This window comes from Sphingomonas prati (assembly GCF_014643515.1).
GTDB classification, from domain to species: Bacteria; Pseudomonadota; Alphaproteobacteria; order Sphingomonadales; family Sphingomonadaceae; genus Sphingomonas_R; species Sphingomonas_R prati.
In genome coordinates, this window is the sequence record NZ_BMJP01000001.1 from 1,405,245 (window position 1) to 1,429,187 (window position 23,943).

At 67.6% G+C, this 23,943-nt stretch carries 22 protein-coding genes; 9 read left to right on the forward strand and 13 right to left on the reverse strand.

The features are described 5' to 3' along the window. Window positions 1-35: 35 nt before the first annotated feature. The 3 genes from IEX50_RS06440 to IEX50_RS06450 form a co-directional block, all read right to left on the reverse strand. Entirely contained in the window at window positions 36-1,076 is a 1,041-nt protein-coding gene (locus IEX50_RS06440) for an SMP-30/gluconolactonase/LRE family protein (protein ID WP_268237754.1), read from the reverse strand. Next, window positions 1,073-2,182, reverse strand: coding sequence for a Gfo/Idh/MocA family protein (locus IEX50_RS06445; protein WP_229673797.1), 1,110 nt, complete (start codon window positions 2,180-2,182; stop codon window positions 1,073-1,075). The genes IEX50_RS06440 and IEX50_RS06445 overlap by 4 nt, the downstream gene beginning before the upstream one ends. Before the next feature lie 110 nt (window positions 2,183-2,292). Then, window positions 2,293-3,621, reverse strand: coding sequence for a cation:proton antiporter (locus IEX50_RS06450; RefSeq protein ID WP_198350624.1), 1,329 nt, complete (start codon window positions 3,619-3,621; stop codon window positions 2,293-2,295). A 603-nt stretch (window positions 3,622-4,224) separates the two neighbouring features. On the opposite strand from IEX50_RS06450, the gene IEX50_RS06455 reads away from it, so the two are divergent. Next, window positions 4,225-4,629, forward strand: a complete 405-nt coding sequence (locus IEX50_RS06455) for a host attachment family protein (RefSeq protein ID WP_157175121.1) — start codon at window positions 4,225-4,227, stop codon at window positions 4,627-4,629. A 330-nt stretch (window positions 4,630-4,959) separates the two neighbouring features. Here IEX50_RS06455 and IEX50_RS06460 read toward each other — a convergent pair whose 3' ends face one another. The 4 genes from IEX50_RS06460 to IEX50_RS06475 form a co-directional block, all read right to left on the reverse strand. After that, a complete protein-coding gene (locus IEX50_RS06460) occupies window positions 4,960-5,385 on the reverse strand; it encodes an ExbD/TolR family protein (RefSeq protein ID WP_157175120.1) in 426 nt (141 codons plus the stop codon). Window positions 5,386-5,422: 37 nt separating this feature from the next. Next, window positions 5,423-5,905, reverse strand: a complete 483-nt coding sequence (locus IEX50_RS06465) for an ExbD/TolR family protein (RefSeq protein ID WP_157175119.1) — start codon at window positions 5,903-5,905, stop codon at window positions 5,423-5,425. A gap of 112 nt (window positions 5,906-6,017) precedes the next feature. Then, complete coding sequence (locus tag IEX50_RS06470) at window positions 6,018-6,773, reverse strand: MotA/TolQ/ExbB proton channel family protein (protein ID WP_157175118.1); 756 nt, start codon at window positions 6,771-6,773, stop codon at window positions 6,018-6,020. Between the two features lie 83 nt (window positions 6,774-6,856). Next, on the reverse strand, window positions 6,857-7,519 hold the full coding sequence (locus tag IEX50_RS06475) for an energy transducer TonB (RefSeq protein WP_229673692.1): 663 nt from the start codon (window positions 7,517-7,519) through the stop codon (window positions 6,857-6,859). Window positions 7,520-7,785: 266 nt separating this feature from the next. Here IEX50_RS06475 and IEX50_RS06480 point away from each other — a divergent pair, with 266 nt between their 5' ends. Further along, entirely contained in the window at window positions 7,786-8,628 is an 843-nt protein-coding gene (locus IEX50_RS06480; protein ID WP_229673694.1) for a hypothetical protein, read from the forward strand. 4 nt (window positions 8,629-8,632) lie between these two features. Here the strand turns inward: IEX50_RS06480 and IEX50_RS06485 are convergent, their stop codons facing one another. Together IEX50_RS06485 and IEX50_RS06490 are read right to left on the reverse strand one after the other, a co-directional pair. Then, window positions 8,633-9,046, reverse strand: coding sequence for a dihydroneopterin aldolase (locus tag IEX50_RS06485; RefSeq protein ID WP_157175115.1), 414 nt, complete (start codon window positions 9,044-9,046; stop codon window positions 8,633-8,635). Next, the gene (locus IEX50_RS06490; protein WP_157175114.1) at window positions 9,043-9,810 is read right to left on the reverse strand and encodes an SDR family NAD(P)-dependent oxidoreductase; all 768 of its coding nucleotides are present in this window, start codon (window positions 9,808-9,810) and stop codon (window positions 9,043-9,045) included. Before IEX50_RS06490 ends, IEX50_RS06485 begins: the two co-directional genes overlap by 4 nt. Window positions 9,811-9,885: 75 nt before the next feature. On the opposite strand from IEX50_RS06490, the gene IEX50_RS06495 reads away from it, so the two are divergent. The 4 genes from IEX50_RS06495 to IEX50_RS06510 are packed head-to-tail and all read left to right on the forward strand — an operon-like array spanning window position 9,886 to window position 12,808. Further along, window positions 9,886-10,449, forward strand: coding sequence for a GNAT family N-acetyltransferase (locus IEX50_RS06495; RefSeq protein ID WP_229673696.1), 564 nt, complete (start codon window positions 9,886-9,888; stop codon window positions 10,447-10,449). A gap of 9 nt (window positions 10,450-10,458) precedes the next feature. After that, complete coding sequence (locus IEX50_RS06500) at window positions 10,459-11,028, forward strand: DUF1285 domain-containing protein (RefSeq protein ID WP_157175112.1); 570 nt, start codon at window positions 10,459-10,461, stop codon at window positions 11,026-11,028. Next, on the forward strand, window positions 11,025-11,615 hold the full coding sequence (locus IEX50_RS06505) for a CoA pyrophosphatase (RefSeq protein ID WP_157175111.1): 591 nt from the start codon (window positions 11,025-11,027) through the stop codon (window positions 11,613-11,615). Before IEX50_RS06500 ends, IEX50_RS06505 begins: the two co-directional genes overlap by 4 nt. Then, the gene (locus IEX50_RS06510; RefSeq protein ID WP_157175110.1) at window positions 11,612-12,808 is read left to right on the forward strand and encodes a CCA tRNA nucleotidyltransferase; all 1,197 of its coding nucleotides are present in this window, start codon (window positions 11,612-11,614) and stop codon (window positions 12,806-12,808) included. The genes IEX50_RS06505 and IEX50_RS06510 overlap by 4 nt, the downstream gene beginning before the upstream one ends. Here IEX50_RS06510 and IEX50_RS06515 read toward each other — a convergent pair. Then, on the reverse strand, window positions 12,805-14,562 hold the full coding sequence (locus IEX50_RS06515) for a putative bifunctional diguanylate cyclase/phosphodiesterase (RefSeq protein WP_157175109.1): 1,758 nt from the start codon (window positions 14,560-14,562) through the stop codon (window positions 12,805-12,807). The genes IEX50_RS06510 and IEX50_RS06515 overlap by 4 nt on opposite strands. Window positions 14,563-14,589: 27 nt before the next feature. Further along, window positions 14,590-16,899 (reverse strand): DNA topoisomerase IV subunit A, encoded by a 2,310-nt coding sequence (parC, locus tag IEX50_RS06520; protein ID WP_157175108.1) that lies wholly within the window; start codon window positions 16,897-16,899, stop codon window positions 14,590-14,592. Between the two features lie 1,651 nt (window positions 16,900-18,550). Between parC and IEX50_RS06525 the strand changes: the two genes are divergently transcribed. Together IEX50_RS06525 and purC are read left to right on the forward strand one after the other, a co-directional pair. Next, a complete protein-coding gene (locus IEX50_RS06525; protein ID WP_157175833.1) occupies window positions 18,551-18,784 on the forward strand; it encodes a DUF2171 domain-containing protein in 234 nt (77 codons plus the stop codon). A gap of 147 nt (window positions 18,785-18,931) precedes the next feature. Further along, window positions 18,932-19,711, forward strand: coding sequence for a phosphoribosylaminoimidazolesuccinocarboxamide synthase (purC, locus tag IEX50_RS06530; RefSeq protein WP_157175107.1), 780 nt, complete (start codon window positions 18,932-18,934; stop codon window positions 19,709-19,711). A 201-nt stretch (window positions 19,712-19,912) separates the two neighbouring features. Here the strand turns inward: purC and IEX50_RS06535 are convergent, their stop codons facing one another. Beyond that, complete coding sequence (locus IEX50_RS06535) at window positions 19,913-20,710, reverse strand: arginyltransferase (RefSeq protein WP_157175106.1); 798 nt, start codon at window positions 20,708-20,710, stop codon at window positions 19,913-19,915. 131 nt (window positions 20,711-20,841) lie between these two features. Then, complete coding sequence (locus IEX50_RS06540; RefSeq protein ID WP_157175105.1) at window positions 20,842-22,080, reverse strand: threonine ammonia-lyase; 1,239 nt, start codon at window positions 22,078-22,080, stop codon at window positions 20,842-20,844. Between the two features lie 135 nt (window positions 22,081-22,215). Between IEX50_RS06540 and IEX50_RS06545 the strand changes: the two genes are divergently transcribed. Further along, window positions 22,216-23,913 carry an amidohydrolase gene (locus IEX50_RS06545; protein WP_157175104.1) on the forward strand — a complete coding sequence of 566 codons (1,698 nt, stop codon included), beginning with the start codon at window positions 22,216-22,218 and terminating at the stop codon, window positions 23,911-23,913. Window positions 23,914-23,943: the final 30 nt, after the last annotated feature.

Genomic DNA, 23,943 nt, shown 5'->3' on the forward strand with positions numbered 1-23,943 from the left:
GCACCGCCCCGGCAAACGCGGATCGGTCCGCGCGGCTACAATCCCGCAGTCCGCGTCCGCACCCGCGCCAGCATGTCGCTCGACGTCATGAACAACGTCCGCCCATCCGGACCGCCGAAGCAGCAGTTCGCGATCGTCTTGCCCGTCGCGATGATGCCGAGCAGATCCCCGCTCGGCGTCAGCACATGCACCCCGCCCGGCCCGGTGGCGAACAGCCGCCCGGCGCGATCCACGGCGATCCCGTCCGGCAATCCGCTGCCGCCCGCCGCCTGCTCCGGCCGCATGTCCCGGAACACCCGCGCCGGCCCCACGTCGCCGCGCGCATCGAGCGGATAGGCCAGCACCTGCGGCATCGTCTCGTCCGACAGCGCGAGGTAGAGCGTCCGCCCGTCCGGCGACAGGCCCAGCCCGTTCGGCCGCCGCTGCCGCGCATCGAGCAGATGCACGCTGCCGTCCGGATCGAGCCGGAACAGCCCCTGGAACGTCAGTTCGCGCAACGGCGACGTGTCCTGCTCCTTCAACCCGTAAGGCGGATCGGTGAAGAAGATCGCGCCGTTCTGCGCCACCGCCACCGTATTGGGGCTGTTGAACCGCTTGCCCTGATAGCCCGTCGCCAGGATCGTCTTGCGCTTCGTGTAGAGGTCGACCCGCACGACCGCGCGCGTCCCGCTGTCCGCCGCGATCAGCCGCCCGGCGGCGTCCAGCGCCATTCCGTTCAGCCCTGCTTCGTTGAATGCGGCCGGTACCGGTTCGGCCAGCCCGGACGGCTTCAGGAACCGGTCGATCCCCGCCCCCTCGCGCCAGCGCCACACCGTGTTGCCCGGCACGTCCGCGAACAGCAGCCAGTTGCGCTGCGGCACCCACACCGGCCCCTCGGCCCAGCGATAGCCCTCGCCCAGCACCTCGACCGGCGCCTTGGCATCGATCACCGCATCCAGCCCCGGCGCGAACCGCCGCACACCCCCCGTCACGCGCAGCACGCGATCCGGCTTCGCAGCCTGCCCCAGCGCCGGCCCCGCGAACGGCACCGCCAGCGCCGCCCCGCACAGCGCCCGCCGCGACCACATCGACGTCATGCCCGGTCCATCCGCACGGTCCGGCCCTCGCGCGCGGATCGGTAGATCGCCTCGATCACGCGCATGTCCGCCAGCCCCTCCTCGCCCGCCACGATCGGCTGGCGATCGGCCAACACGCATTCCGACAGATGATCGAGCTGCCCCGCAAACTGCGACTTCTGCCCGGCGGGCAGCACGCGCGGCATGGTGGCGTCACCCTTGCGGATCGTCATGCGCTGACCCTCATAGGCCGTGGCCGGTTCCGCATCGATGTAGCCGTTCGGCCCGACGATGCGGTAGCGGTTGTGGTTCGAGTTGTAGCTCGAAACGCAGTTCGCGATGATCCCCGACGGGAACTTCAGCATGAAATCGATCCGGTCCTCGACGGTCTTGAATCGCGGATCGCTCTTGTCGGTCGACTCCACCGCGGTCACCGTCATCGGCTCCTCACCCGTCAGGTAGCGCGCCGCGTTCAGGCTGTAGATCCCGATATCCATCAGCGACCCGCCGCCCGACATGGCGCGGTCCAGCCGCCACTGGTCCGGCTTTGCGGTGAACCCATGTTCCGCGTTGATGATCTTCGTCGGCCCGACATGGCCGCCGCGGGCCAGCGCGATCGCCTCGCGGTTATACGGCTCGAACCGGCTGCGATATCCGATCATCAGCTTGCGGTTCGCCTTGCGCGACGCGGCGATCATCGCCTCGCACTCGGCCACACTCACCGCCATCGGCTTCTCGCACATCACATGCTTGCCCGCCCGCGCCGCGCGGATGCTGTATTCAGCATGCATGCTGTTGGGCAGCACGATGTAGACGATGTCGATCGCCGGATTGTCGCGGATCCGGTCGAAATCCTTGTAGCTGTAGCAGTTCGCGGCCGGCACGCCGTACTCCGCGGCATAACGCGTCAGTTTCTCCGGCGTCCCGCTGACCAGCGCGACCAACTGCGACGACGTGCATTCCTTGAAGCGCGGCATGATCTGCTTCGTGGCATAGCTGCCCAGCCCGACGATCGCATAGCCGAGCTTCCGCCCACCGCCGCCGGCCTGCGCCACCGCGGCGCTGCCCACCGACAACGCGGCCCCCGCGCCGATTCCCAGCAACATCTCGCGACGATTGGTTTCCAGCAGCGTCATCGGTCTCATCCCCCTGCACGTGGCGCTTGGTTCGCGCCTTCGCCGCATCATCGCCCCGCCACCCCGACCATGGCAAGCACCATCCGCGGCCTGACGCGTAATTAGAGCGCCGGTTCCGGCCGATCGTAGAACAGCTTGAGCATCGGCGACGCCATCATCGTCGTCACGATCGCCATCAGCACCAGCATCGCGAACAATGTCGGCCCGATGATCCCCTTCTGCAGCCCGATGTTGATGATGATCAGCTCCATCAGCCCGCGCGAGTTCATCAGCGCGCCGATCCCGATGGCGGTCCGGTGATCCTCCCCGGTCAGGCGCGCCGCGAGATAACATGCGCCCCCCTTCGCCAGGATAGACGCGACCAGGATGCCAATCGCGATCAGCAGCAGCGGCCCCGAATTGACCATGTCCATCCGCGTATTCAGGCCGGAATAGGTGAAGAACATCGGCAGCAGCAGCACGACCGCTACCGGTTCCACCAGCCGCTTCACCTCCGTCGCGAGCAGCCCGCGCGGCATCACCACACCCATGATGAACCCGCCGAAGATCGCGTGAATGCCGATCGCGTCCATCACGAACGCCGACACGCAAAACGCGATCAGCACCAGCGCCAGGCTGCCATGGCTCAACTGCCCCTCGAGCTCCACCTGCCGCCCCAGCGGCGCGAACAGCCGTGGGCCCACGATCAGCACGACCAGCGTCCACAGGATACCGCCACCGATCGCCAGGATCGCCACGCCCGGCCCACCGCCGAACGTCGCCAGCACGATCGCCAGCACGCACCAGGAAACAGCGTCGTCGAACGCGCCCGCAGTCAGCGACAACGTGCCGAGCGATGACCCCGCCAGCCCGCGCTCGTTGATGATCCGCGCCAGCATCGGAAACGCGGTCAGCGCGATGCACGCCCCCAGGAACAGCGACGCGTTGAACTGCGAAATGCCGACCGCGAACAGCCCCGGCACCCCCATCAGCCACGGCGCGATCAGCACGGCAATCGCGAACGGCGCCGCGATCCCGGCTATCGACACCACCACCGCGCTCTTCGCCTTGGCGCGGAAATGATCGATACGCAGCGTGGTGCCGACCAGGAACATGTAAAGCCCGACGCCCAGCTGCGCCCCGCTATACAGAATGTTGCGCGTCGCCGCCGGGAAGATCGCCGCCTGCACATCCGGCGCCAGCAACCCGAGCAGCGACGGCCCGAGCACGACGCCCGCGATCATTTCCCCCACCACCTGCGGCTGGCCGAGCAACCGCTGCCCCAGCCATCCGACGACCCGGCACGCGACCAGGATCACCGCCAGCTGCAGAAAGAAATGAATGCTGAAATCACCCGGCGCATAGCTTTGCACCATCGCCGTCGTCGCCGGCCCATGCGGACCGAGCGCACCGGACAGCGCCTGCCCCAGGCTTTCCAGCCAGTGTTCCATCATCCCCCCCTCGCGAACCGCAACACCGCCCTGCGCACCGATCTGGATCGGACGCCTGCAGCGCGGTTCCCCCGACTTTGCTGCCGTCGGCGCTACCACACCCCCCGCCGCGCCGTACAGGGTTCCGTCACGCCGCGTAACGGTGCCAACCGCGGCTTCCATGCAACACCGATGTGCCGATCCGCCGCAAAGCCTGGCCCGCTTTTCGCGCAGGGTGATGATGGAGCAGCGACGTGATTGTCCCACGCTGCCCTTGTACGATGATCTACGATCGCTTTGCTCGCGACATATTGGTTGTGCACTCGGGTGCATTCTGGACCGGCTTTGATCAACGACATCACAGACCGGGGTTCCGCAGCGCTTCAAGTTTGCGCGAAAGCGCTGCCTATCCTCAAATCACAGTGTAGCGAGGGCGGACAGTACCGCATCGTCGATTGTCGGCTCCGGCCAGTCTTCAGTCGTCACCGGGGAACAGGAGGCCGGCCGGCCTATTCGGGCGAAAGGATGCCCGTGCTCCGGCCGACCAGCAGCGACGGTTGATACGAGCCCGAACCGGCCGGTGGGTCGTTGAGGCGGCTTCCACAACCATCAGAGGACATCAGGATGGATATTCCCAAGGGCACCATGGTCGCAGTCGCGGACGGCGAAACGCTGCGCCTTTTCCGGAACGACGGCGACGCCGGCAGCCCGAGCCTCACCGGTCTGCCGAAGGTTAAGGTCGACGACGACAATATGGGTTCGGGCGGCCGCCATCAGAGCAGTTCGGCGAACCCATCTGACAGCCAGCAGAACGAAGACGCCTTTGCCGCCGGCATCGCGGCGCTGCTGAACAAGCAGGTCCTCGACCACAAAGTGCAGAAGCTGATCGTGATCGCCGCGCCCCGCACACTCGGCGAACTACGCAAGCACTACCACAAGACGCTGAGCGCCATATTGCTGGGCGAGATCTCCAAGGACCTCACCGGTCACGACACCGCCGACATCGAACGCTCGATCGCCGCGGCCTGACCATAGCCCCTTTGACCGTGCCGCGCCGCGGCACGGTCAGAGGCAAATGTAGACCGGTGACACTTAGGCGCCAGTTGTTTGACGCCGCTCCGCGTGCGAACCGTTGCATCCTTCATTGGAAACATCACTCGAACCATCGAGCGGGATCCTCCCGTCCTCGCGTCCTTGGCGTCCAGCAGATGTACGCCAATTCACCCACGGGTCGGCTGTTCGAAAGCTCGAAGTCTCCAAAGTTCAATTTTTATCGAACGGCAGCCCTTGGTCCAGCGCTGCCGCAACAGAAAAAGGCGGACCTTTCGGCCCGCCTTGAGATTGATCACGTGTCGGAACTCAGAAGTTCGAATAAGCCTCGTTCCCCACGAAACCCATCTTCTCGACCTTGGCGCGCTTGGTAACTGCGAGCACTTCGTCGACCAGTGCGTACTTCGCCTGCGGGTCGGGCTGGAGATGAAGCTCGGGGATCGGCGACATCGTCTGGGTCTGGTCCAGATACTGACGCAGCGTCACCAGATCGAGCGGCGCGCCGTTCCAAAGCGTCTGCCCGGTCGGCGTGATCACGATCTTGTTCTTGACCGGGTTGATCGGCGGCGGGGTCGAATCATTCGAGTCCTGCGGCAGATCCAGCTTCACGGCGTGCGTCTGGATCGGGATGGTGATGATGAACATTATGAGCAACACCAACATCACGTCGATCAACGGCGTGGTGTTAACGTCCATCATGGGCTCGCCTTCGGCGGTGCCTGCGGCCATTGCCATCGAATTTACTCCTGGACTGGTTCGTTCAACGGCCTGGTTACAGCCGCGGCGGGCGTGCCGTTCCGGGCGCCGGTTCGGAGATGAAGCCGACACGGGCAAAACCCGCACGCTGCATCTGGTAGATCGCGCCGCCGATGCAGCGGTAAGGCGTGTTGCTGTCACCGCGGATGTGCGCCTCGGGAAGCTCGAGGCCGGCAGCGTTCGGGCCACCCTGCTTGTCGATTTCCGCTTTCAGCTTCACGACCGCACGGTCGATCAGTTCCTGCGCGTTGACCTGGGTCTTACCCCAGTAGATCTCACAGTTGTCACCGCTCCCGCGGATCGACAGCGACACATTCTCGGGCTTCGTCACGGTCGGTTCGAACACGACCTTGGGCAACTGCACCGGAATGCTCTGGATCGCCGCGGGGACGGTGATCAGGAAGATGATGAGGAGCACCAGCATCACGTCCACGAGCGGGGTGGTGTTGATGTCCGACAGCGGTGCGCCGTCTTCGGTTGGGCCTGCACTCATGGCCATGGGCTATTATCCTATCAGCTGGGTCATGGCCGGCATGTCGCCGCCCGAAGGGTCCCGCCCCGCCGCCGCGCCACTTGGCACCGGCGAAGGGGACGGGGTCGTATCCTCGGGATCAGGATTTGGTGATGGTGGCCGTGCCGGTCTTAACCGGAGCGACCGGGGCGGTGCGAGCCGAAGCGATTGCCGGCTTCAGCGCGCCGTTCGACACCATGTACCCGTGAAGATCGGTCGAGAACGACCCGAGCTGCTCGGCGATCACCTTGTTGCGACGGATCAGCCAGTTGTAGGCAAGCACGGCTGGAACCGCGACGGCCAAACCGAGGGCGGTCATGATCAGTGCCTCACCCACCGGGCCGGCAACGGCGTCGATCGATGCCTGACCCGACGCGCCGATCTTGATCAGTGCGCGGTAGATGCCGATCACGGTACCGAACAGGCCGATGAACGGCGAGGTCGAACCGACCGTCGCGAGGACGGCGAGACCGTTACCCAGCTTCGAGTTGATCGCGGCCTGGCTGCGACCGAGCGACGAACCGAGCCATTCATGCTGATCAACCGGGTCGGTCAGCTTGGTATGCTCGTCCTGTGCACGCAGGCCGTCATCAGCGATCTGACGATAGGCCGAGTTCTTCTCGAGCTTATTGGCGCCTTCGCGGATCGACGGCGTGCCCCAGAACGACGTGCGCATGCGCTTCGCCTGGTTCAGGATCTTCTGCTGCTCGAACAGCTTGGTGAACAGGATGTACCAGCTGGCGGCGGACATGACCACGAGGATGATGAACACGGTCCAAGCAATGGTGCCGCCCTGTTCGAGCGCGGCCATCAGGCCGAATTGGTTTTCCGCAGCAGCGGCGGTCGGAGTTGCCATGATGGGTGGTCCTTCACGAATAGGGATATGCGATTGATGGGTCTGGGCGACGCGAGCTTCACGCCGCCCGAAGGAAAGTCAGATCACTCTTCCGGCAGACGCCAGGTAAAGCGCAGCGTCTTGGTGCCACCCGCAATCGGGTTGCCCGCCTGATCCAGTGCCGGCGAATACCGACCGCGCCGGGTGACGAGCCGGCAAGCCGTATCGTCGAGCGCACTCGAACCGCTGGAGGAGGTCACGCGGCAATTTTCGATCCGACCCTGGGCGTTCACGTCGAACGTCAGACCCGACGTGCCCTGCTCCGCATTACGGATCGAGGACGGCGGATAGTCGTCGGCCGTAACCCACGAACCCGGATTACCCCGTGCCGCAGCCGCCTTGGACGCGACCGGTGCAACGGCCGGAGCCGGAGCCGGAGCGACCGGTGCCTGGATGCGCGGAGCGACCGTCGTGATCGTGGGCGGCGGAGCAACCCGGACCACAGCAACCTGCGGCGGCGTGACGACCGGGGTCCGCACGATCGGCGGCGGCGACACGACCTGAGGCGGCGGAACGACCTGAGGCGTTTCCGGCGGCGGTGGGGGCGGCGGCTCGGGCGGGGGCGGCGGCTCTTCGACGTTGAACGTCTTCAGATCCTCGACCTTCGCCTTGATGACGCTCAAACTGAGGCCGTTCATGAAGGCGTATCCGAGCAACACATGGAGCACGATAACGAAGCCAATCGAAACCAGCTTCCGCGTGCTCATGGTTTGGGAATCAGCGTATGCCATTAACCAAGGTCTCTCCTTCGACCGACACGCTCGGTGCCCCTGGAACTCCCATGCGACGCGGGACAGCACAAGGCCACCCGTTCGCCCTACATCCGCCATACTTATTCGGCGTTTGTTGACGTATTAAGACTTTGTATCGCGACACTCGTTGCGGCGTCAAACCATTTGTCGGAGTTCGACAGGCGCCTACGCTGCGGCCATGGTGGCGCGGCGAACAATGCGCAGCTGAAGGCGACAAGACCGTGAAAAAGTCCAGTATTTCCAACACTTCGCTTATGACACCGCTGGCCGTGCTGCTCTGCGCCCCGCTGGCGTCGCAGGCGCAACCCACGCCCGCCGTAGCGGTAAATAGCGGTCCGGGCTTCGCGGCGCTCGCCGATATGGCTGTTCGCGCACCTGTCATCGCCGGGGTGGAGATTCGCCGCGCGGTCCGCCTGAAACCCGCCGAAGCCCCCGGTGTCGCCCCTGGCGCCTCGCGTTTCTTCGTCGAGGCGGACCTCGTCACCCTGCTTCGCGGCAAGGGCGGCCTGCCCGCGCGTGTCACATATCTGGTCGATTTGCCGTCCGACGCGCGCGGCCGCCCGCCCAAGCCGAAGGGTCAGCGCGTGCTGCTCCTCGCCAGCCCGGTCGCAGGCCGCCCGGCCGAACTGCAGCTGGTCGGCCAGGACGCGCAGCTCGACTGGACACCCGCCACCGAACAACGCCTCCGCACGCTGGCCACCGCGCTCGTCGCGCCCGATGCGCCGCCGAGCATCACCGGCATCTCGAGTGCATTCCACGTCCCCGGATCGCTGCCGGGCGAGAGCGAGACGCAGATCTTCCTCACCACCGCCAGCGCGAAGCCGGTGTCGCTGAGCGTCCTGCGCCGCCCCGGCGAGCAGCCGCGCTGGGCGGTCTCGCTGTCCGATATCGTCGATGAAACCGCCGCGGCACCGGCGCGCGATACGCTGCTCTGGTACCGGCTCGCCTGCGGGCTGCCCGCCGCACTGCCCGATGCGGCCACCGCCGCGTTGTCACCGGAGGACAATGCCGCCGCCCGCGCCGACTATGCCGTCGTCCGCGCCGGGCTCGGTCCCTGCCGCTAGGTCGTCAGAAGGACGACACTTCGACACCTACCCCGGCGCAATCGGGATAGATGTCGGGCTTGCGCGCCGAGACGCGCAGGCCCGTCACACCCGCCCGCGCCGCAATGAGGTCGTAGATCGCGGTGACGAGCGTCTCCTGCAGGTTGAACCGCCGCGCACGCGCCAGCCGGCCGATCTCGGTGCGCAGGAAATCATAGTTCCACGCCGACTCGGCGGTATCGTCCAGCGCGAACGCCGCGGCGGTGACCCACACCTCGACCGACACCAGGATCCGCTGCGGCGTCCCGATCTCGAAATCGTGGAACCCGATGTCGACCGGCAGGTCGTAGTCGGTCAGGAAAATCCGGTGCGTCTTGGGGGCGAGCGCGGTGGGCACGAGGCCGTCTATCGATGGGGTCTGCAACAGGCTGTCGGTCATGAAGCGTCCATATATTGCACGTCGCGCGGCAACGCCAGGAAACGCTGCCCCGCGTCGAGCGTGATCGTCTGGCCGGTCATCACCGGCGTCGCGACCAGATAGCGCAGCGCGGCGACGATGTCGTCCACCACCACACCGCGGCGCAGCGCGTTCATCCGGTGAACCGCGTCGAAATTGTCGCGCGTCTGCGCCCCCGACACCAGGGTGATCGACGGCGCGATCCCGCACACCCGGATGCCCCGCCCGGCCAGCGCCCGCGCCGCCAGTTCGGTCAGCCCGGCCAGCCCCATCTTCGACACGGTATAGGAGAAGAAGTCCGGGTTAGGCTGAGCGAGCTTGGCATCGAGGATATTGACGATCAGCCCGCCCGCCCCCTCAGGCACTGCTGCGGCGAATGCCTGGATCAGCAACGCCGGCGCCCGCAGGTTGATCGCATGATGCGTGTCCCAGTCCGCCACCGTGAAATCGGTGAGGCTGTCATAGGAGAAGCGCGACGCGTTGTTCACCAGCAGCCCGAGCGGCGGCAACCCGTCGAGCGCCGCCATCACCCGCTCCGCCACGTCCGCCTCGGCCAGGTCCGCGGCCACCACCGTCACGCGCTCGCCAAGCTCCCCGGCCAGTGCCACCCCGTCCGCCTCCGACGCATGGCAATGCAGCAGCAGATGCCAGCCATCGGCATGCAAAGCGCGAACCAGCGCCGCCCCGATCCGCCGCGCGCCGCCCGTGACGATGGCCGTCCGCGGCGTCCCGAATTCCGATGTCATGGCTTCACTCACCCCTTCAGCCGCATCGACTTTGTTCATGCGACGCCCGCCAGTATAGCCGCGCATCCCGTATCCTTGCCAAGGTCTCCCGCACTGTCCACCGCTCCGCCCGTCGCCGCCACCGCGCTGCTCCCGCTCCGGCTGGTCGATCCGGCCGCGGTCGAGGCTTTGCTCGACACGGCATTCGGCCCGGACCGCCACGGCCGCACGGCCTACCGTCTGCGCAACGGCGTGGACTGGCTCCCGGCGCAGTCTTTTGCGGTGGTCCAGGACGACCGGCTGGTCGGTTCCGTGCAATGTTGGCCCGTCGCACTGTTCGGCGATGACGGCACCGTTACCCCGCTCACCCTGCTCGGGCCGGTCGCAGTGGATCCGGCGCACCAGGCGGGCGGCCTCGGCAAGCGGCTCACCCGCGCCGCGATCCACGCGATCGTCGATGGTCACGCGCCGCCGCCCGTCCTGATCGGCGACCCCGGCTATTATGGCCGCTTTGGCTTCGTCGCGGAGCCGACCCAGGGCTGGGACCTGCCCGGCCCTTTCGAGCGTCACCGCCTGCTCGTCCTGCCGCTGTCGACCAAGGCGCTGCCCGCGCGCGGGATGATCGGCCCGGCCTTTGCGTCGCCGCCAGACTTGCCGTAGATCGCGGCGATGCCCGCCCCCGCGCCCCCGTCCGACCTGAGCACCCTGTCGCTCGCGCAGATCGCGCAACTGGTCGCCGACCGCAAACTGGCGCCGGTCGACAGCTGGAACCCGGCCCGCTGCGGTGACAGTGCGATGCGGATCGCGCGCGACGGCACCTGGTATCATGAGGGCGCACCGATCAACCGCCCCGCGATGGTCCGGCTGTTCGCCGGCATCCTGCGCCGCGAACCGGACGGTGGCTACGTGCTGGTCACCCCCGCCGAGAAACTCGACATCGCGGTTGAGGACGCGCCGTTCGTCGCGGTCGAGGTCAAGGTCGCCGGTGAGGGCCCCGACACCACGCTCGCCTTCCGGCTCAACACCGGCGATGTCGTGATCGCTGACGCGGATCACCCGCTCCACTTCGTCGATCGCGCGGACGGCCCGCATCCCTATCTCACGGTCCGCACCGGGCTCGACGCGCTCATCGCCCGCCCGGTCTATTACGAGCTCGCCGTCATCGCGACCGCGGACGACGACGCCCCCCCCGGCCTGTGGAGCGCCGGCTGCTTCTTCCCGATGACGCCCGCGGCATGACGCTGGCGGCGCGGTTGCGCGTGCGGATGGCGGCGGGCGATGCGCGCGGCACCGTCTTCCTGCCCGGCGACGACATCGACGGCGTCGAGGATATGCGCGGCACACCGGCCGCAGTGCTGTTCGCGATCACCGACCGGGCGGAACCCGGCGTCCTGCTCACCCGCCGGACCGAGACGTTGCGCGCCCATGCCGGCCAGGTCGCCCTTCCCGGCGGGCGGATCGATCCTGGCGACGACGGGCCGGTCGCGGCCGCGCTGCGCGAGGCGGAGGAGGAGATCGGTCTGCCCCGTCATCTCGCCGACGTCGTGGGGATCGCGGACCGCTACCGCACCGTCACCGGATACGACGTCACGCCCGTCGTCGCGGTCGTCCCGCCCGACTTGCCGCTGGTGCCGCAGGAGGCGGAGGTCGCGAAATTGTTCGAGGTCCCGCTCGCCTTCCTGCTGGCCCCCGAAAACCATACGCCGCGCACCATGATCTGGCGCGGCCGCGAACGGACGATCTACGAAATGACCTGGGACGACAACCGCATCTGGGGCGCCACCGCCGCGATGATCGTCAACCTCGCACGCAGGCTGGCCGAATGATCGCGACGCACGTCACGCTGCCGCCCGTCGGCGTCGATCCCGCGCTGGTCACCGCGTTGTTCGCCGCACTCGGGCCGGACAGCGCGCGCTATGTCGGCGGCTGGGTCCGCGACACGCTGCTCGGCCTGTCGCCGCAGGATATCGACCTCGCCACCGTGCACGCGCCCGATGCGGTCACCGCCCGGCTCGACGCGGCCGATCTGCGCTACTGGACCACGCCGTCGGGCGTCGCGCACGGCACCGTCACCGCGATGCTCGGCCCCCAGCCGGTCGAGATCACCACGTTGCGCCACGACGTCTCGACCGACGGCCGCCATGCGCAGGTCGCGTTCACCGACGACTGGCGCGCCGACGCCGCCCGGCGCGACTTCACGATCAACGCGCTGTCCGCCGATCCTGTCTCCGGCGTCGTCCACGACTATTTCGGCGGGCTGGCCGATCTCGACCAGGGCCTCGTGCGGTTCATCGGCGATCCACTAATCCGCATTGCGGAGGATCATCTCCGCATCCTGCGCTTCTTCCGCTTCCACGCCCGCTTCGGCCGCGGCGCGCCCGACCCGGCCTCCTTCGCCGCCTGTTCCGCGCGCGCCAACGACCTGATGGCCCTGTCTCGCGAACGGATCGCCGTCGAACTGCTGAAGCTCCTCGCCTTGCCCGATCCGACAGCGACCGTGGACCTCATGATCTCCGGCGGCCTGTTCGTGCCCGTCCTGCCCGAAATCGATGCCGCCGCACTACCCCGGCTGTCCGCGCTGGTCGCGGCGGAGGCAGCGGCCAACATCCCACCCGACGGTCTCCGCCGGCTGGCCGCTTTACTCCCGGTCGACCCTGCGAAAGCCGAGGGCGTGGGCCAGCGACTGAAACTGTCGAAGCAACAGGTCCTGCGTCTCAAGCTCGCCGCCACGCGTGATCCAGTGGAGTCCCCGGCCGCGCTCGCCTACCGCGTCCGGCTGGAACCCGCGATCGACCGGCTGCTGCTGACCGGCGGCGACGTCGCGGCACTCGACGGCTGGGAACGCCCCGTCCTCGGGATCAGCGGCGGCGACCTCATCGCGATGGGCCTTGCCCCCGGCCCGCTCGTCGCGCGCACGCTGCACCAGATCGAACGGAGCTGGTCCGACGCCGGCTTCCCGCCGGACCGCGTCGCCGACATCGCGCGCGCCGCCGTGGAACGGGCCAAAACCGACCGCTAGCTGTTGTGCCTGCGCGCCAGCCAATAGGCATAGGCCGCCTCGGGCGTCAGGGGACGCGCATAATACCAGCCCTGCCCGCGCGTGCAGCCCAGCGCCCCCAGCGTCTGGCCCAGCTCCACCGTCTCGACTCCCTCGGCCGTCGTGCTCATTCCCAGCGCGGCCGCCAGGCTCAGCACCGCGCGCACGATCGCCAGCGAATCACGGTCGCGCAGCATCGGCGTGATGAAACTGCGGTCGATCTTCAGCTCGTCGATCGGCAGCTTCTGCAGATAGGCGAGCGAGGAATAGCCCGTTCCGAAATCGTCGATCGCGATCCGCACATCCTGTTCCTGCAACGCGTGCAGCACCCGGACCGCGCGTTCCGGATCCGCCACGATGCAGCTTTCGGTCAGCTCAAGCTTCATCCGGCCCGCGACATCATGCGCCGCCTGCACCGCCTCGACGGTCGCTGACACATCGTCGCGCTGAATCTGCACGGCAGACAGATTGACGCACACCTGCACGGGCAGCTTGCGCCCCGCCGTCCGGTCCCACGCCACCAGCGTCCGCGCCGCGGCCTCGATCGCCCAGCGGCCGAGCGGCAGGATCAGCCCCGACTCCTCGGCCACCGGAATGAACTCGCCCGGTTCGATCGGCCCGCGCTGCGGGTCGTGCCAGCGGGCCAGCGCCTCGAACCCGCTCACCGCGCCGGTGCGCAGGTCGATCAGCGGCTGGTACGCCAGCGTCAGCCGGTCATTCTCGATCGCACGACGCAATTCGGTTTCCAGGCTGAACCGCCGCCGGACCGCGTTCACCTCGCGCGCCTGGAACAGTTCGATCCGCCCGGTCTGTTTCGCCTGTTTCACCGCGAACTGCGCATTGCGGAACAGGTCGGTCGCCAACGATCCGCGCTCGTCGGGCATTGCGCAGCCGATCGCGCAATCCACGCGAATCTCCATCTCGGACAGCCGGAACGGCGTCGCCAGCGCGGCCTGGATACGGTGTGCCGCCACCACGGCGTCGTCGGCAACGTCGGCCAGCCGCATCAGGATCGCGAATTCATTACCACCGATCCGCGCCAGCATGTCGCCGCTGCGCACCGTGCCGACCAGCCGCCGGGCGACCGTGACGATCAGTTCGTCGCCGACCGCTGACCCCAGGCACTGGTTCACCCGACTGAACCGCGCCAGATCGACGATCAGCACGGCCAGCCCGGCGCCGCTGCGCGCGTCCGGCGCAGTACCCCCGGCCTCAATCGCATCGGCCATCGCGTCGGCGAATGCGGTGCGGTTCGGCAGTCCGGTCAGGCTGTCATGCGTCATCTCCGCACGCAGCGATCGCTGAGTCTGCACTTCCGCCGTTCGATCGAGTGCAGACACCATCACCCGCTCGGCGCCCGGATCCAGCCGCGACAGGCGCGCAAGCCGCACGCGATAGTGCTGTCCGTCGATCTCGTCGCCATCGATCCAGTCGAATTCCTCGATCGCGTCGGTTTCGGCCGCGAACCGGCACACCGCGGTCGCCATGTCCGGCTTGTCGAGCAGACCGTCGGACGGCACGCGCATGCTGACGGCATAGCGTTCGTTATAGTGCAGCACCGTCATCGCGCCGTCGCGAACCGACACGATCGCGGTCGGGATCGGCAGCGCGTCCAGATAGGATTGCCGCACGCTGCCGATCGCGGCGATCACTTTCGGTCCAAGTCCAAGTCCCGGCTCGGGCGGCACGGCATCCACCGGTTGCGAATCGTCGCGAATGTCGGGCTGGCCCAGCATGGTCGACCCGACCTAGCCGCCCAATGGTTAATTCTTCATTGGTCGGTTCGCAGGGTTTGGTGCCGTAGCGTCACCGCGGCGCTCCTCGAACTTGTTGTCGCGCGGGAACCCATTGGGCGGCATCCGCCCGCCCGCCCCGCGCGCGGTCCGCCATGCGCTCAGGTCCGTCTCGGTCCGCGTCCGCCCGCTGTCGCCGCCCATCGTCCAGCTCAGCCCCCGGTCGAACGCCAGCGTGATCGCGTCGGACAACCCGCCGTCACGGTATCGCTGCAACTGCACCCCCGCCCCGCGCGCCAGTTCGGGCAGTTCGGCGATCGGGAACACCACAAGCTTGCGGTTCTCGCCGATCACCGCGACATAATCGTCGGCGGGGTCGACCGCCCGCACGACGCGCAGCTTCGATCCCGGCCGTACATTGACCACCTGCCGCCCCTTGCGCGTCTCGGCCACCACCTCCGCCATCCGCGCGATGAACCCGCGCCCGTCGCCGCTCGCCAGCAACAGCCGCCCCTCGGGCCGGGCCGGGAACATCGCCAGCAGCGCCGCCTCACCCTCGACATCGATCAGCAGCCGCACCGGCTCCCCGAACCCCCGCCCGCTCGGCAGCTTGTCCGCCGCCAGCGTATAGAATCGCCCGTTATCCGACACCAGCAACAGCCGGTCGGTCGTGTGCGCGTGAAACGCGAACGCCGGCCCGTCGCCCTCCTTGAACTTCAGCGTATCGGCCGCCGCCAGGTCGCGGTGCCCGCTCATCCCACGGATCCAGCCGCGTTCGGACAGGATGACCGTGATCGGCTCGCGCTCGATCATCGCCTCCAGCGGGATCTCGCGCGCCGGCCCCGACTCGACCAATGTCGTCCGCCGCGCGCCCAGCGCCGTCTCCGGCCCATACCGCTCGCGCAGCTTGCCGAGGTCCTTCTTCATCCGCGCGCGCTGCTTCTTCGGATCGTCCATCAGCGCGACCAGCCCGGCGCGTTCCTTCGCCAGCCCGTCGCGCTCGCGCACGATCTCCATCTCCTCCAGCCGGCGCAGCGAGCGCAGCCGCATGTTCAGGATCGCCTCCGCCTGCCGGTCGGTCAGCCCCTCGAACTCCGCCAGCATCACCGGTTTCGGCTCGTCCTCGGTCCGGATGATCTGGATCACGCGGTCCAGGTTGAGATACGCGATCAAATAGCCTTCGAGCAGCTCGATCCGGTCGTCGATCTTCTGCAACCGGTGCTCGGACCGGCGGCGCAGCACGACGAACTGGTGCTCAAGCCAGGCATTCAGCGCCTGCGCCAGGTTCATCACCCCCGGCGTCCGGTTCGCGTCCAGCACGTTGAGGTTGAGCGGAATCCGCACCTCCAGGTCCGTCATGCGGAACAGGCTGTCCATCAGCATCTGCGGATCGACCTTCCGGTCGCGCGGCGCCAGCACCAGCCGGATCGTCTCGTCGCTCTCGTCGCGGACATCCTCCAGGATCGGCAGCTTCTTCTCGTTGATCAGGTCCGCGATCTGCTCGATCAGCCGCGATTTCTGGACCTGATACGGGATCTCGTGGACGATGATCGCATAGGCCGTGCGCTTGTCCGCCGGCTCCACCAGCTCCCACCGCGCGCGGATCCGGAACCCTCCGCGCCCGGTGGCATAGGCCTCACGGATCGCCGCCGCACTGTCGACCAGCACGCCGCCCGTCGGAAAATCAGGCCCGCGCACCGGTCCGTCGACCGGATCGACCAGTGCCGCCGCCTCCGTCTCCGGCGCATCGATCAGGATCAGCGCCGCATCGATCAGCTCGGCCACGTTATGCGGCGGGATCGACGTCGCCATCCCCACCGCGATGCCCGACGCGCCGTTCGCCAGCAGGTTGGGGAACAGCCCGGGAAACACCTCCGGCTCGATCTCCGCGCCGTTGTAGCTCGGCTTGAAGTCGACGGTGCCCTCGTCCAGCCCGGCCATCAGCTCGGCCGCCGCCGCGGTCATCCGCGCTTCGGTATAACGCATCGCCGCGGCGTTATCGCCGTCGACATTCCCGAAATTGCCCTGCCCGTCGACCAGCGGGTAGCGCAGCGAGAAGGTCTGCGCCAACCGCACCATCGCGTCGTAGATCGACTGGTCGCCGTGCGGGTGATATTTGCCCATCACCTCGCCGACGACGCGTGCGCATTTCTGGTACGCCGCGGTCGGATCCAGCCGCAACAGGCGCATCCCCCACAGCAACCGGCGATGCACCGGCTTCAACCCGTCGCGCACGTCCGGCAACGACCGCGCCGTGATCGTCGACATCGCATAGACCAGGTAGCGCTGCTCCAGCGCCTCGTCGAACGGGGTGTCGATGATCTCGGTCGGGTCTGCCATGGCGCACGGATAGCAAAGCAGACGGAACGAAGCGAGTACCGTGGGCGCGCCGCCTCAACGAACCGCCGACCGGCTTGTTAACCATCGCCCGCTAGGATGGGCGGCGATGATCCCCCGCACCGCGCCTCTCGATATCCCCCGCGGTCCGCTGCGGCCGATCCTGTGGCTCTGGCCGTTCGCGCTCGCCCTGCTGCTCGCGGTTCCTGTGCTCCGGTCTGCGCCGCTGGTGCAGGACAGTTTCTGGATCGACTATGTCTGGGCGCAGCGCTTCCATGCCGCGCTGGCGAACGGCACGGTCTATCCACGGTGGCTCGACGGATCGTTCGGCGGGCTCGGCGCGCCCGTCTTCTACTTCTACGCGCCGCTGTCCTTTTACGCCGTGGCGTTCGTCATGGCGCTCGGCCTGCCCGCCTACCCGGCGCTGATCGCGACCTTCATCCTGCTGCACGCCGCGAGCGGCCTGACCATGCGGCGCTGGCTGGGTGGTCACGGCGTGGCGCCGAACGCCGGCGCCCTGCTCTACATGCTGCTTCCCTACCATCTAATCGACTTCCACCGCCGCGGTGCGCTGGCGGAGTTCGCCGCCTTCGCCCTGCTTCCACTGGTCGCCCGTGCGGTCTGCCGGGCAGGCGACCAGCGCGGGATCGCCGGGCTTGCGGTGTCCTATGCCGCGCTGGTCATGACGCATCTGCCGACCGCGCTGCTGGCCAGCCTCCTGCTGATCCTGCCGCTCGCGCTTCATCCCGCCTGCCGGCCGCGCCTACCCACGATTGCCGCCGGCCTGCTGCTGGGTCTTGCCCTCGCCTCGGTCTACCTGCTCCCGGCACTGCTGCTCCAACGTCACGTCGACATGGCGTTTCTCTGGCGACAACCGGGCCTCACCCCGGCGGCGTGGAGCCTGCTCGCGCCCGACCGCTGGGTTTCGCCAGCGGCGGGCATGGTGTTCGCGTCGCTCGAAATCGCGCTCGCGGTCGCGGCCGTCGGGCTCTGGCGGTCCACCGCGCGCTTCTGGCCGGCGGTCACGCTCTTTGCATGTCTTGTCGCGGCGAACATGGTCCCCGGCTTCTGGGCGCTTCCGCTGCTCGCCAAGGTCCAGTTTCCGTGGCGCGCGCTCACCATCGCCGAATTCGCGCTGGCTACCGCCTTTGCCGGGGCGATCGCGTCCGGTGCCGGACACATACGGTCACTCTGGCTGGTGCCGGCGCTGGCGTTGGCGGTGCCGATCGTCACCACGCCGTTCGCCGCTGGTCATCCGACGCTGGCCGAACTGGACCGCGATGCGCCCGACGTGCCGGAATATCTCCCCGCCGCCGGCCCGATCCGCTCCAGCATCGCCGCCGAGGCGCTGGCCCGCCACACGCCGGATATCACGACCCGCGCCGGGCTGCAGACCAGCCGCCGCTTCTGGTTTCCGGGCGTCTTGGCACGGTGCGCCGGCGGCCTCGTACCGACGAGTGTGGACCCCGCGACCGGGTTGGTCCGGCATCCTGCCGGGCCCCGATGCCTATTGTCCACCGGTCTCACCACGGTGGAACAGATCGGCTGGGCGGTCTCGGCATGCGCCGTATTGCTGTGCCTGCTGCTGACGACATGCACCCTTCGCCGGGCCGGCGCGTTGAAGCCCCGAAGCCAAGATGAAGGAGCTATCCCCATGGTCGACCTTACCCAGATCAAAGAGCACGCCAACGTCATCGGTGCCGACGGCGTCCATGTTGGCACCGTCGATCATCTCGACGGCGACCGGATCAAGCTGACCAAGAACGACAGCGGCGACGGCAAGCATCACTATATCGCGACCGGCCTGGTGGCCGAGGTCGAGGGCAACGACGTCCGCCTCTCCGCCAATGCCGACGTTGCAATCTCGATCTTCGAGGAATCGGAATAAGCCGAAGCGGGCGATGGTCGCGAATTGCGTCCACCGCCCGCCTCCGCTAAGAACGAGACTCGTCCGCCCCGGATGCGCATCCCACCGATGTCGCATCCGGGGCGGTCCTCTTTCTACGGACACCCGTCCGAACTGCCGGAGCCGCCGATGACCCGCCGCCGCCAGATCTACGAAGGCAAAGCCAAGATCCTGTACGAGGGTCCCGAGCCGGGCACGTTGATCCAGTATTTCAAGGACGACGCCACCGCCTTCAACGCGCAGAAGAAGGGCACAATCAGCGGCAAGGGCGTGCTGAACAACCGTATCTCCGAACACATCTTCACGATGCTCGGCAATATAGGCGTGCCGACCCACTTCATCCGCCGCCTCAACATGCGCGAGCAGCTGATCCGCCAGGTCGAGATCATCCCGATCGAGGTCGTGGTGCGCAACGTCGCGGCCGGCTCGATCGTCAAGCGCCTCGGGATCGAGGAAGGGCTGCAGCTGCCCCGCACGATCATCGAATATTACTACAAGGACGACGCACTCGGCGATCCGATGATCGCGGACGAACATATCGCCTGCTTCGGCTGGGCCAGCCAGGAGGAGATGCACGACATCGCCGACATGGCGATCCGCGTGAACGATTTCCTGTGCGGCCTGTTCGCCGGGATCGGCATCCGGCTGGTCGACTTCAAGCTCGAATTCGGCCGCATCTGGGACAATGATTTCGCCCGCGTCCTGCTCGCCGACGAAATCAGCCCCGACGGCTGCCGCCTCTGGGATATCGCCACCGGCGAGAAACTCGACAAGGACCGCTTCCGCCAGAACCTCGGCGGCGAAGTCGAAGCCTACCAGGAAATCGCCCGCCGCCTGGGCCTGCTCCCGGAAGGCGCCGACACCACGGTCCTCGACATGGAACAGCACCGCAAGAAGCGCGACAAGTAAGGGCGGGTGCGGGTTTTTCCGCATCGGGGCTGCTGGCGACTGTCCGCTCTAAACTGCCCGCGCCACGGAGCCCCTCCCCCAAACCGTCATCCCGGCGAGAGCCGGGATCTCCCTTAGTTGAAGAGCCCACGGCAAGCCCAAGGGAGATCCGGCCTCCGCCGGGATGACGGTCAAGGTAGGGCAAGTCCGACCGCGCTGCCTCTACTCCGCAGCAACCACCGCATCATCCCGCGCCGGCACCCCCGCCATACGCGCGTCGGCAACCGGCGGAGCCATCCGCACCCAGCCTCCCGGCCCCAGCTGCTCCAGCGGGCGATAGCGCGTCTTGTACTGCATCCGCGGACTCTGCTCGACCCAGTAGCCGAGATAGACATAATCCATGTCCGACCGCGCCGCTCGCAGGATGTGGTCGAGGATGATGAACGTCCCCAACCCTTGCCGCACGCTCTCGTCCGGTTCGAAGAAGCTGTAGACCATCGACAGCCCGTCGGCCTGATGATCGGTCAGGCACGCACCCACCAGCCGCCCCGGCCGCCCGTCCACCGCGGGCTCGCGATATTCCACCACCAGCGTGTCGACCGGCGTCTGTTCCACCATGTCGGCGAAATCCAGCTCGTCCATCTCCGCCATCCCGCCGCCCGGATGCCGCGCGGCCAAATAACGGCGGAGCAGCGCGAACTGCTCCTCGGTCGTCCACGGCTTGCACGCGGTGATGTCCAGGTCGGCATGGCGCCGGATCAGCTTGCGCTGGCTGGCGTTCGGGCGAAATTCCTTCGCCACCACCCGCACCGAGATGCACGCCGTACATTCCACGCAGGACGGGCGATACGCCACGCCCTGGCTACGCCGGAACCCGATCCGGCCCAGCGCATCGTTCAGCTCGGTCGCGTGGTCGCCCGACAATTCGGTGAACACCTTCCGCTCGATCCGGCCCGGGATGTACGGGCAGGGCGCGGGAGACGTCACGAAGAAACGGGGGAAACGGAATTGCGCGCTCACCGGCGGTGGAGCCTCTCGTCGGGGAACACAGACTATGGGGTTAGCGCACGAGTCTGAAAAGAGCGTTCATGCCCGACCGTCCTGACGCGGGACATTTCCCTTGCGTCCTCGCGCGATACTCCCGCCCCGCGTTAGGCCAGCTCGACCGGCGTCACCTCATATCCCGCCATATGCAGCGCCGTCATCAGCCGTTCCAGATGCGCCCGGTCGCGCGTCTCGCACTCGATGTCGGTGATCAGCCCCTTGGCCGGCAGGGTCGTGAACACGCGCTGGTGATACACTTCGATGATGTTGACCTGCTGTTCATCGAACACGCGCGCTAGGTTGAACAGCTGCCCCGGCCGGTCCTTCAACCGGATCCGCAGCCGCGCCAGCCGCCCCGACCGCGCCAGATCGCGCAGCAGCACGTTCGCCAGCAACCGCGTATCGATATTGCCGCCGCACAGCACGATGCCCACCGTCCGCCCGCGGAACCGCTCCGGATAGGCGAGCAGCGCCGCCAGCCCGGCGGCCCCTGCGCCCTCGACGACGGTCTTCTCGATCTGCAACAGCAACGACACCGCGCGTTCCAGATCGCGTTCGGCCACCAGCACGATATCGTCGACCAGTTCCGCGATGATCCGCGCGGTGATCCCGCCGGGCTCCTTCACCGCGATCCCCTCTGCCAGCGTATCGCCGCCGCATTCCAGGTTCTTGCCGTTGATCCGGTTGTACATCGACGGATACAGTTCCGCCTCCACACCCACGACCTCGATCGCGCGGTCCTGCGCCTTGGCGACCGTTGCGATCCCGGAAATCAGCCCGCCGCCGCCGATCGGCACCGCGAACATGTCGATCTGCGGCACGTCCTCCAGCATCTCGATCGCGGTCGTGCCCTGCCCGGCGATGATCTTCGCATCGTCGAACGGGTGGACGATCGTCTGACCCTCGGTCGCCGCCACCGCGCGCGCATGGGCCAGCGACTCGTCGACATTCTCGCCGAACAGAATGATCCGCGCCTCGTGGCTCTCGGTCTGTTGCACCTTCACGATCGGCGTCGTGGTCGGCATCACGATCGTCGCCGGAATGCCCAGCCGCCGCGCATGATAGGCCAGGCCCTGCGCGTGGTTGCCGGCCGACGCCGCGATCACGCCGCAGCGCCGCTGCGCATCGGTCATCTGCAACAACGTGTTGAGCGCGCCACGCTCCTTGTACGCCGCCGTGAACTGCAGATTCTCGAACTTCAGATACACCGTCGCCCCGGTCATCTCGGACAGCGTCCGGCTGAGCAGCGTCGGCGTCCGCACGATCGCATCCCTGATGCGGGCATGGGCGGCGCGGATATCGTCGATCGAGACCGGCAGGTCGGCGGATGTGGGGACGGTAGTCATGCCGGCTCCGTATCGGACTGGGCGGAGATAGAGAACCCCAAGCGGTATACGAAACACGCGAGACGCATTCGCAACCGAAAGCCGACCTCCATCGCGCCTCTCGCAAACCCCGCGCCCGCACTCTAAGACCACAGGATGCACGCTACCCGCACCGCCCTCCTCGCCGCCGCCGCAATCCTTCTGGCCACCGCCCCGGCGCATGCGCGGCGCAAACCCGTCGTGCTGCCAGCCCCGCCCAATGAGGGCGGCCTGATCGACAACGTCAACGGCTACACGCTTGATCAGAATGGCCGCGTGATCCGCTTCACCGGCATGCTGATCGACAAGGCCGGCCGTGTGTCGAAGCTCTACCAGTCCGGCGACACCCGCGAAAAATGGCTTGATTTCAAGCTCGATGCCAAGGGCCGCACCCTCCTCCCCGGCCTGATCGACGCGCACGGCCACGTCATGGAACTCGGCTTCCGCGCGACCGAACTCGATCTCGCCAACACCAGCTCGCTCGCCGATGCGCAGGGCAAGCTCCGCGACTATGCCCGCGACCACACCACCCCGACCTGGATCCGCGGCGGCGGCTGGAACCAGGAACGCTGGGGCCTCGGCCGCTTCCCGACCGCGAGTGACATCGACGGCGTTGTCCGCGACCGCCCCGTGGCGCTCGCCCGCGTCGACGGCCACGCGATGCTCGCCAACAGCGCCGCCCTGGCCGCGGCCGGCATCAATGCCAAGACCAGGGACCCCGCCGGCGGCCGGATCGAGCGTGACGCCAAGGGCAACCCGACCGGCGTGCTGGTCGACGCCGCCCAGGCACTGCTCGAACGCGCCATCCCGCAACCGCTGCCGCGCGAACGCGACGTCGCATTCGGCAGCGCGCAGGACCAGCTGCTCGCGTTCGGCATCGTCGCCACCGCCGACATGGGCACCACGCCCGACGACTGGAACACCTACCGCCGCGCGGGCGACGCGGGGCGGCTCCGCGTCCGGCTGATCTCCTACGCCGGCGGGATCGAACCGATGCTGTCGATCGCCGGCACCGGCCCGACGCCGTGGCTCTACGACACCCACCTGAAGATGGTCGGCGTCAAACTCTACGACGACGGCGCGCTCGGCTCGCGCGGCGCCTGGCTGAAGCGCCCCTATGCCGATGCCGCCAACCAGCGTGGCCTGCCGTTCCTCGACGACACCAAGCTGCGTAACCTCATGAGCCGCGCCGCGATGGACGGGTTCCAGGTCGCGATCCACGCGATCGGCGACGCCGCCAACGAACAGGCGCTCGACGCGATCGAGGAGGTCGCGCTCACCTACAAGGGCGATCGGCGCTGGCGGATCGAACATGCCCAGATCGTCGACCCGGTGGACCTGAAACGCTTCGGCCAGAACGGCATCATCGCTTCGATGCAGCCCGTCCACCAGACCAGCGACCGCCTGATGGCGGAGGCCCGCCTCGGCGAGGCGCGGCTGGCCGGGGCCTATGCCTGGAAATCGATGCTCGACGCCGGCGCGAAGCTCGCCTTCGGCTCCGACTATCCGGTCGAATCGCCCGACCCCTTCGCCGGCATCGCCGCCGCCATCACGCGCGAAGACCCCTCCGGCCAGCCCCCCGGCGGCTGGCACCCCGAGCAGAAGGTCGATTTGCCGACCGCGATCGCCGGCTTCACCACGGGGGCTGCCTATGCCAGCTTCACCGAAGGCATTCTCGGCAGCCTCCAGCCCGGCCACCTCGCCGACTTCATCCTCGTCGACACCGACCCCTTCACCGCCACCCCAACCCAGATCCGCGCCACCAAGGTCCAGGAAACCTGGGTCGGCGGCAAACGCGCATTTTTGCGCAAGTAGCCAGGAGAGTTCCCCGGCGAACGCCGAGGC

Bases quoted from the DNA above. Each gene is read 5' to 3' on its own strand.
- IEX50_RS06440 (WP_268237754.1), bottom strand. From the start codon at position 1,076: ATGACGTCGATGTGGTCGCGGCGGGCGCTGTGCGGGGCGGCGCTGGCG.
- IEX50_RS06450 (WP_198350624.1), bottom strand. From the start codon at position 3,621: ATGGAACACTGGCTGGAAAGCCTGGGGCAGGCGCTGTCCGGTGCGCTC.
- IEX50_RS06455 (WP_157175121.1), top strand. From the start codon at position 4,225: ATGGATATTCCCAAGGGCACCATGGTCGCAGTCGCGGACGGCGAAACG.
- IEX50_RS06460 (WP_157175120.1), bottom strand. From the start codon at position 5,385: ATGGCAATGGCCGCAGGCACCGCCGAAGGCGAGCCCATGATGGACGTT.
- IEX50_RS06465 (WP_157175119.1), bottom strand. From the start codon at position 5,905: ATGGCCATGAGTGCAGGCCCAACCGAAGACGGCGCACCGCTGTCGGAC.
- IEX50_RS06470 (WP_157175118.1), bottom strand. From the start codon at position 6,773: ATGGCAACTCCGACCGCCGCTGCTGCGGAAAACCAATTCGGCCTGATG.
- IEX50_RS06475 (WP_229673692.1), bottom strand. From the start codon at position 7,519: ATGAGCACGCGGAAGCTGGTTTCGATTGGCTTCGTTATCGTGCTCCAT.
- IEX50_RS06485 (WP_157175115.1), bottom strand. From the start codon at position 9,046: ATGACCGACAGCCTGTTGCAGACCCCATCGATAGACGGCCTCGTGCCC.
- IEX50_RS06490 (WP_157175114.1), bottom strand. From the start codon at position 9,810: ATGACATCGGAATTCGGGACGCCGCGGACGGCCATCGTCACGGGCGGC.
- IEX50_RS06500 (WP_157175112.1), top strand. From the start codon at position 10,459: ATGCCCGCCCCCGCGCCCCCGTCCGACCTGAGCACCCTGTCGCTCGCG.
- IEX50_RS06505 (WP_157175111.1), top strand. From the start codon at position 11,025: ATGACGCTGGCGGCGCGGTTGCGCGTGCGGATGGCGGCGGGCGATGCG.
- IEX50_RS06510 (WP_157175110.1), top strand. From the start codon at position 11,612: ATGATCGCGACGCACGTCACGCTGCCGCCCGTCGGCGTCGATCCCGCG.
- IEX50_RS06515 (WP_157175109.1), bottom strand. From the start codon at position 14,562: ATGCTGGGCCAGCCCGACATTCGCGACGATTCGCAACCGGTGGATGCC.
- parC (WP_157175108.1), bottom strand. From the start codon at position 16,899: ATGGCAGACCCGACCGAGATCATCGACACCCCGTTCGACGAGGCGCTG.
- IEX50_RS06525 (WP_157175833.1), top strand. From the start codon at position 18,551: ATGGTCGACCTTACCCAGATCAAAGAGCACGCCAACGTCATCGGTGCC.
- purC (WP_157175107.1), top strand. From the start codon at position 18,932: ATGACCCGCCGCCGCCAGATCTACGAAGGCAAAGCCAAGATCCTGTAC.
- IEX50_RS06540 (WP_157175105.1), bottom strand. From the start codon at position 22,080: ATGACTACCGTCCCCACATCCGCCGACCTGCCGGTCTCGATCGACGAT.
- IEX50_RS06545 (WP_157175104.1), top strand. From the start codon at position 22,216: ATGCACGCTACCCGCACCGCCCTCCTCGCCGCCGCCGCAATCCTTCTG.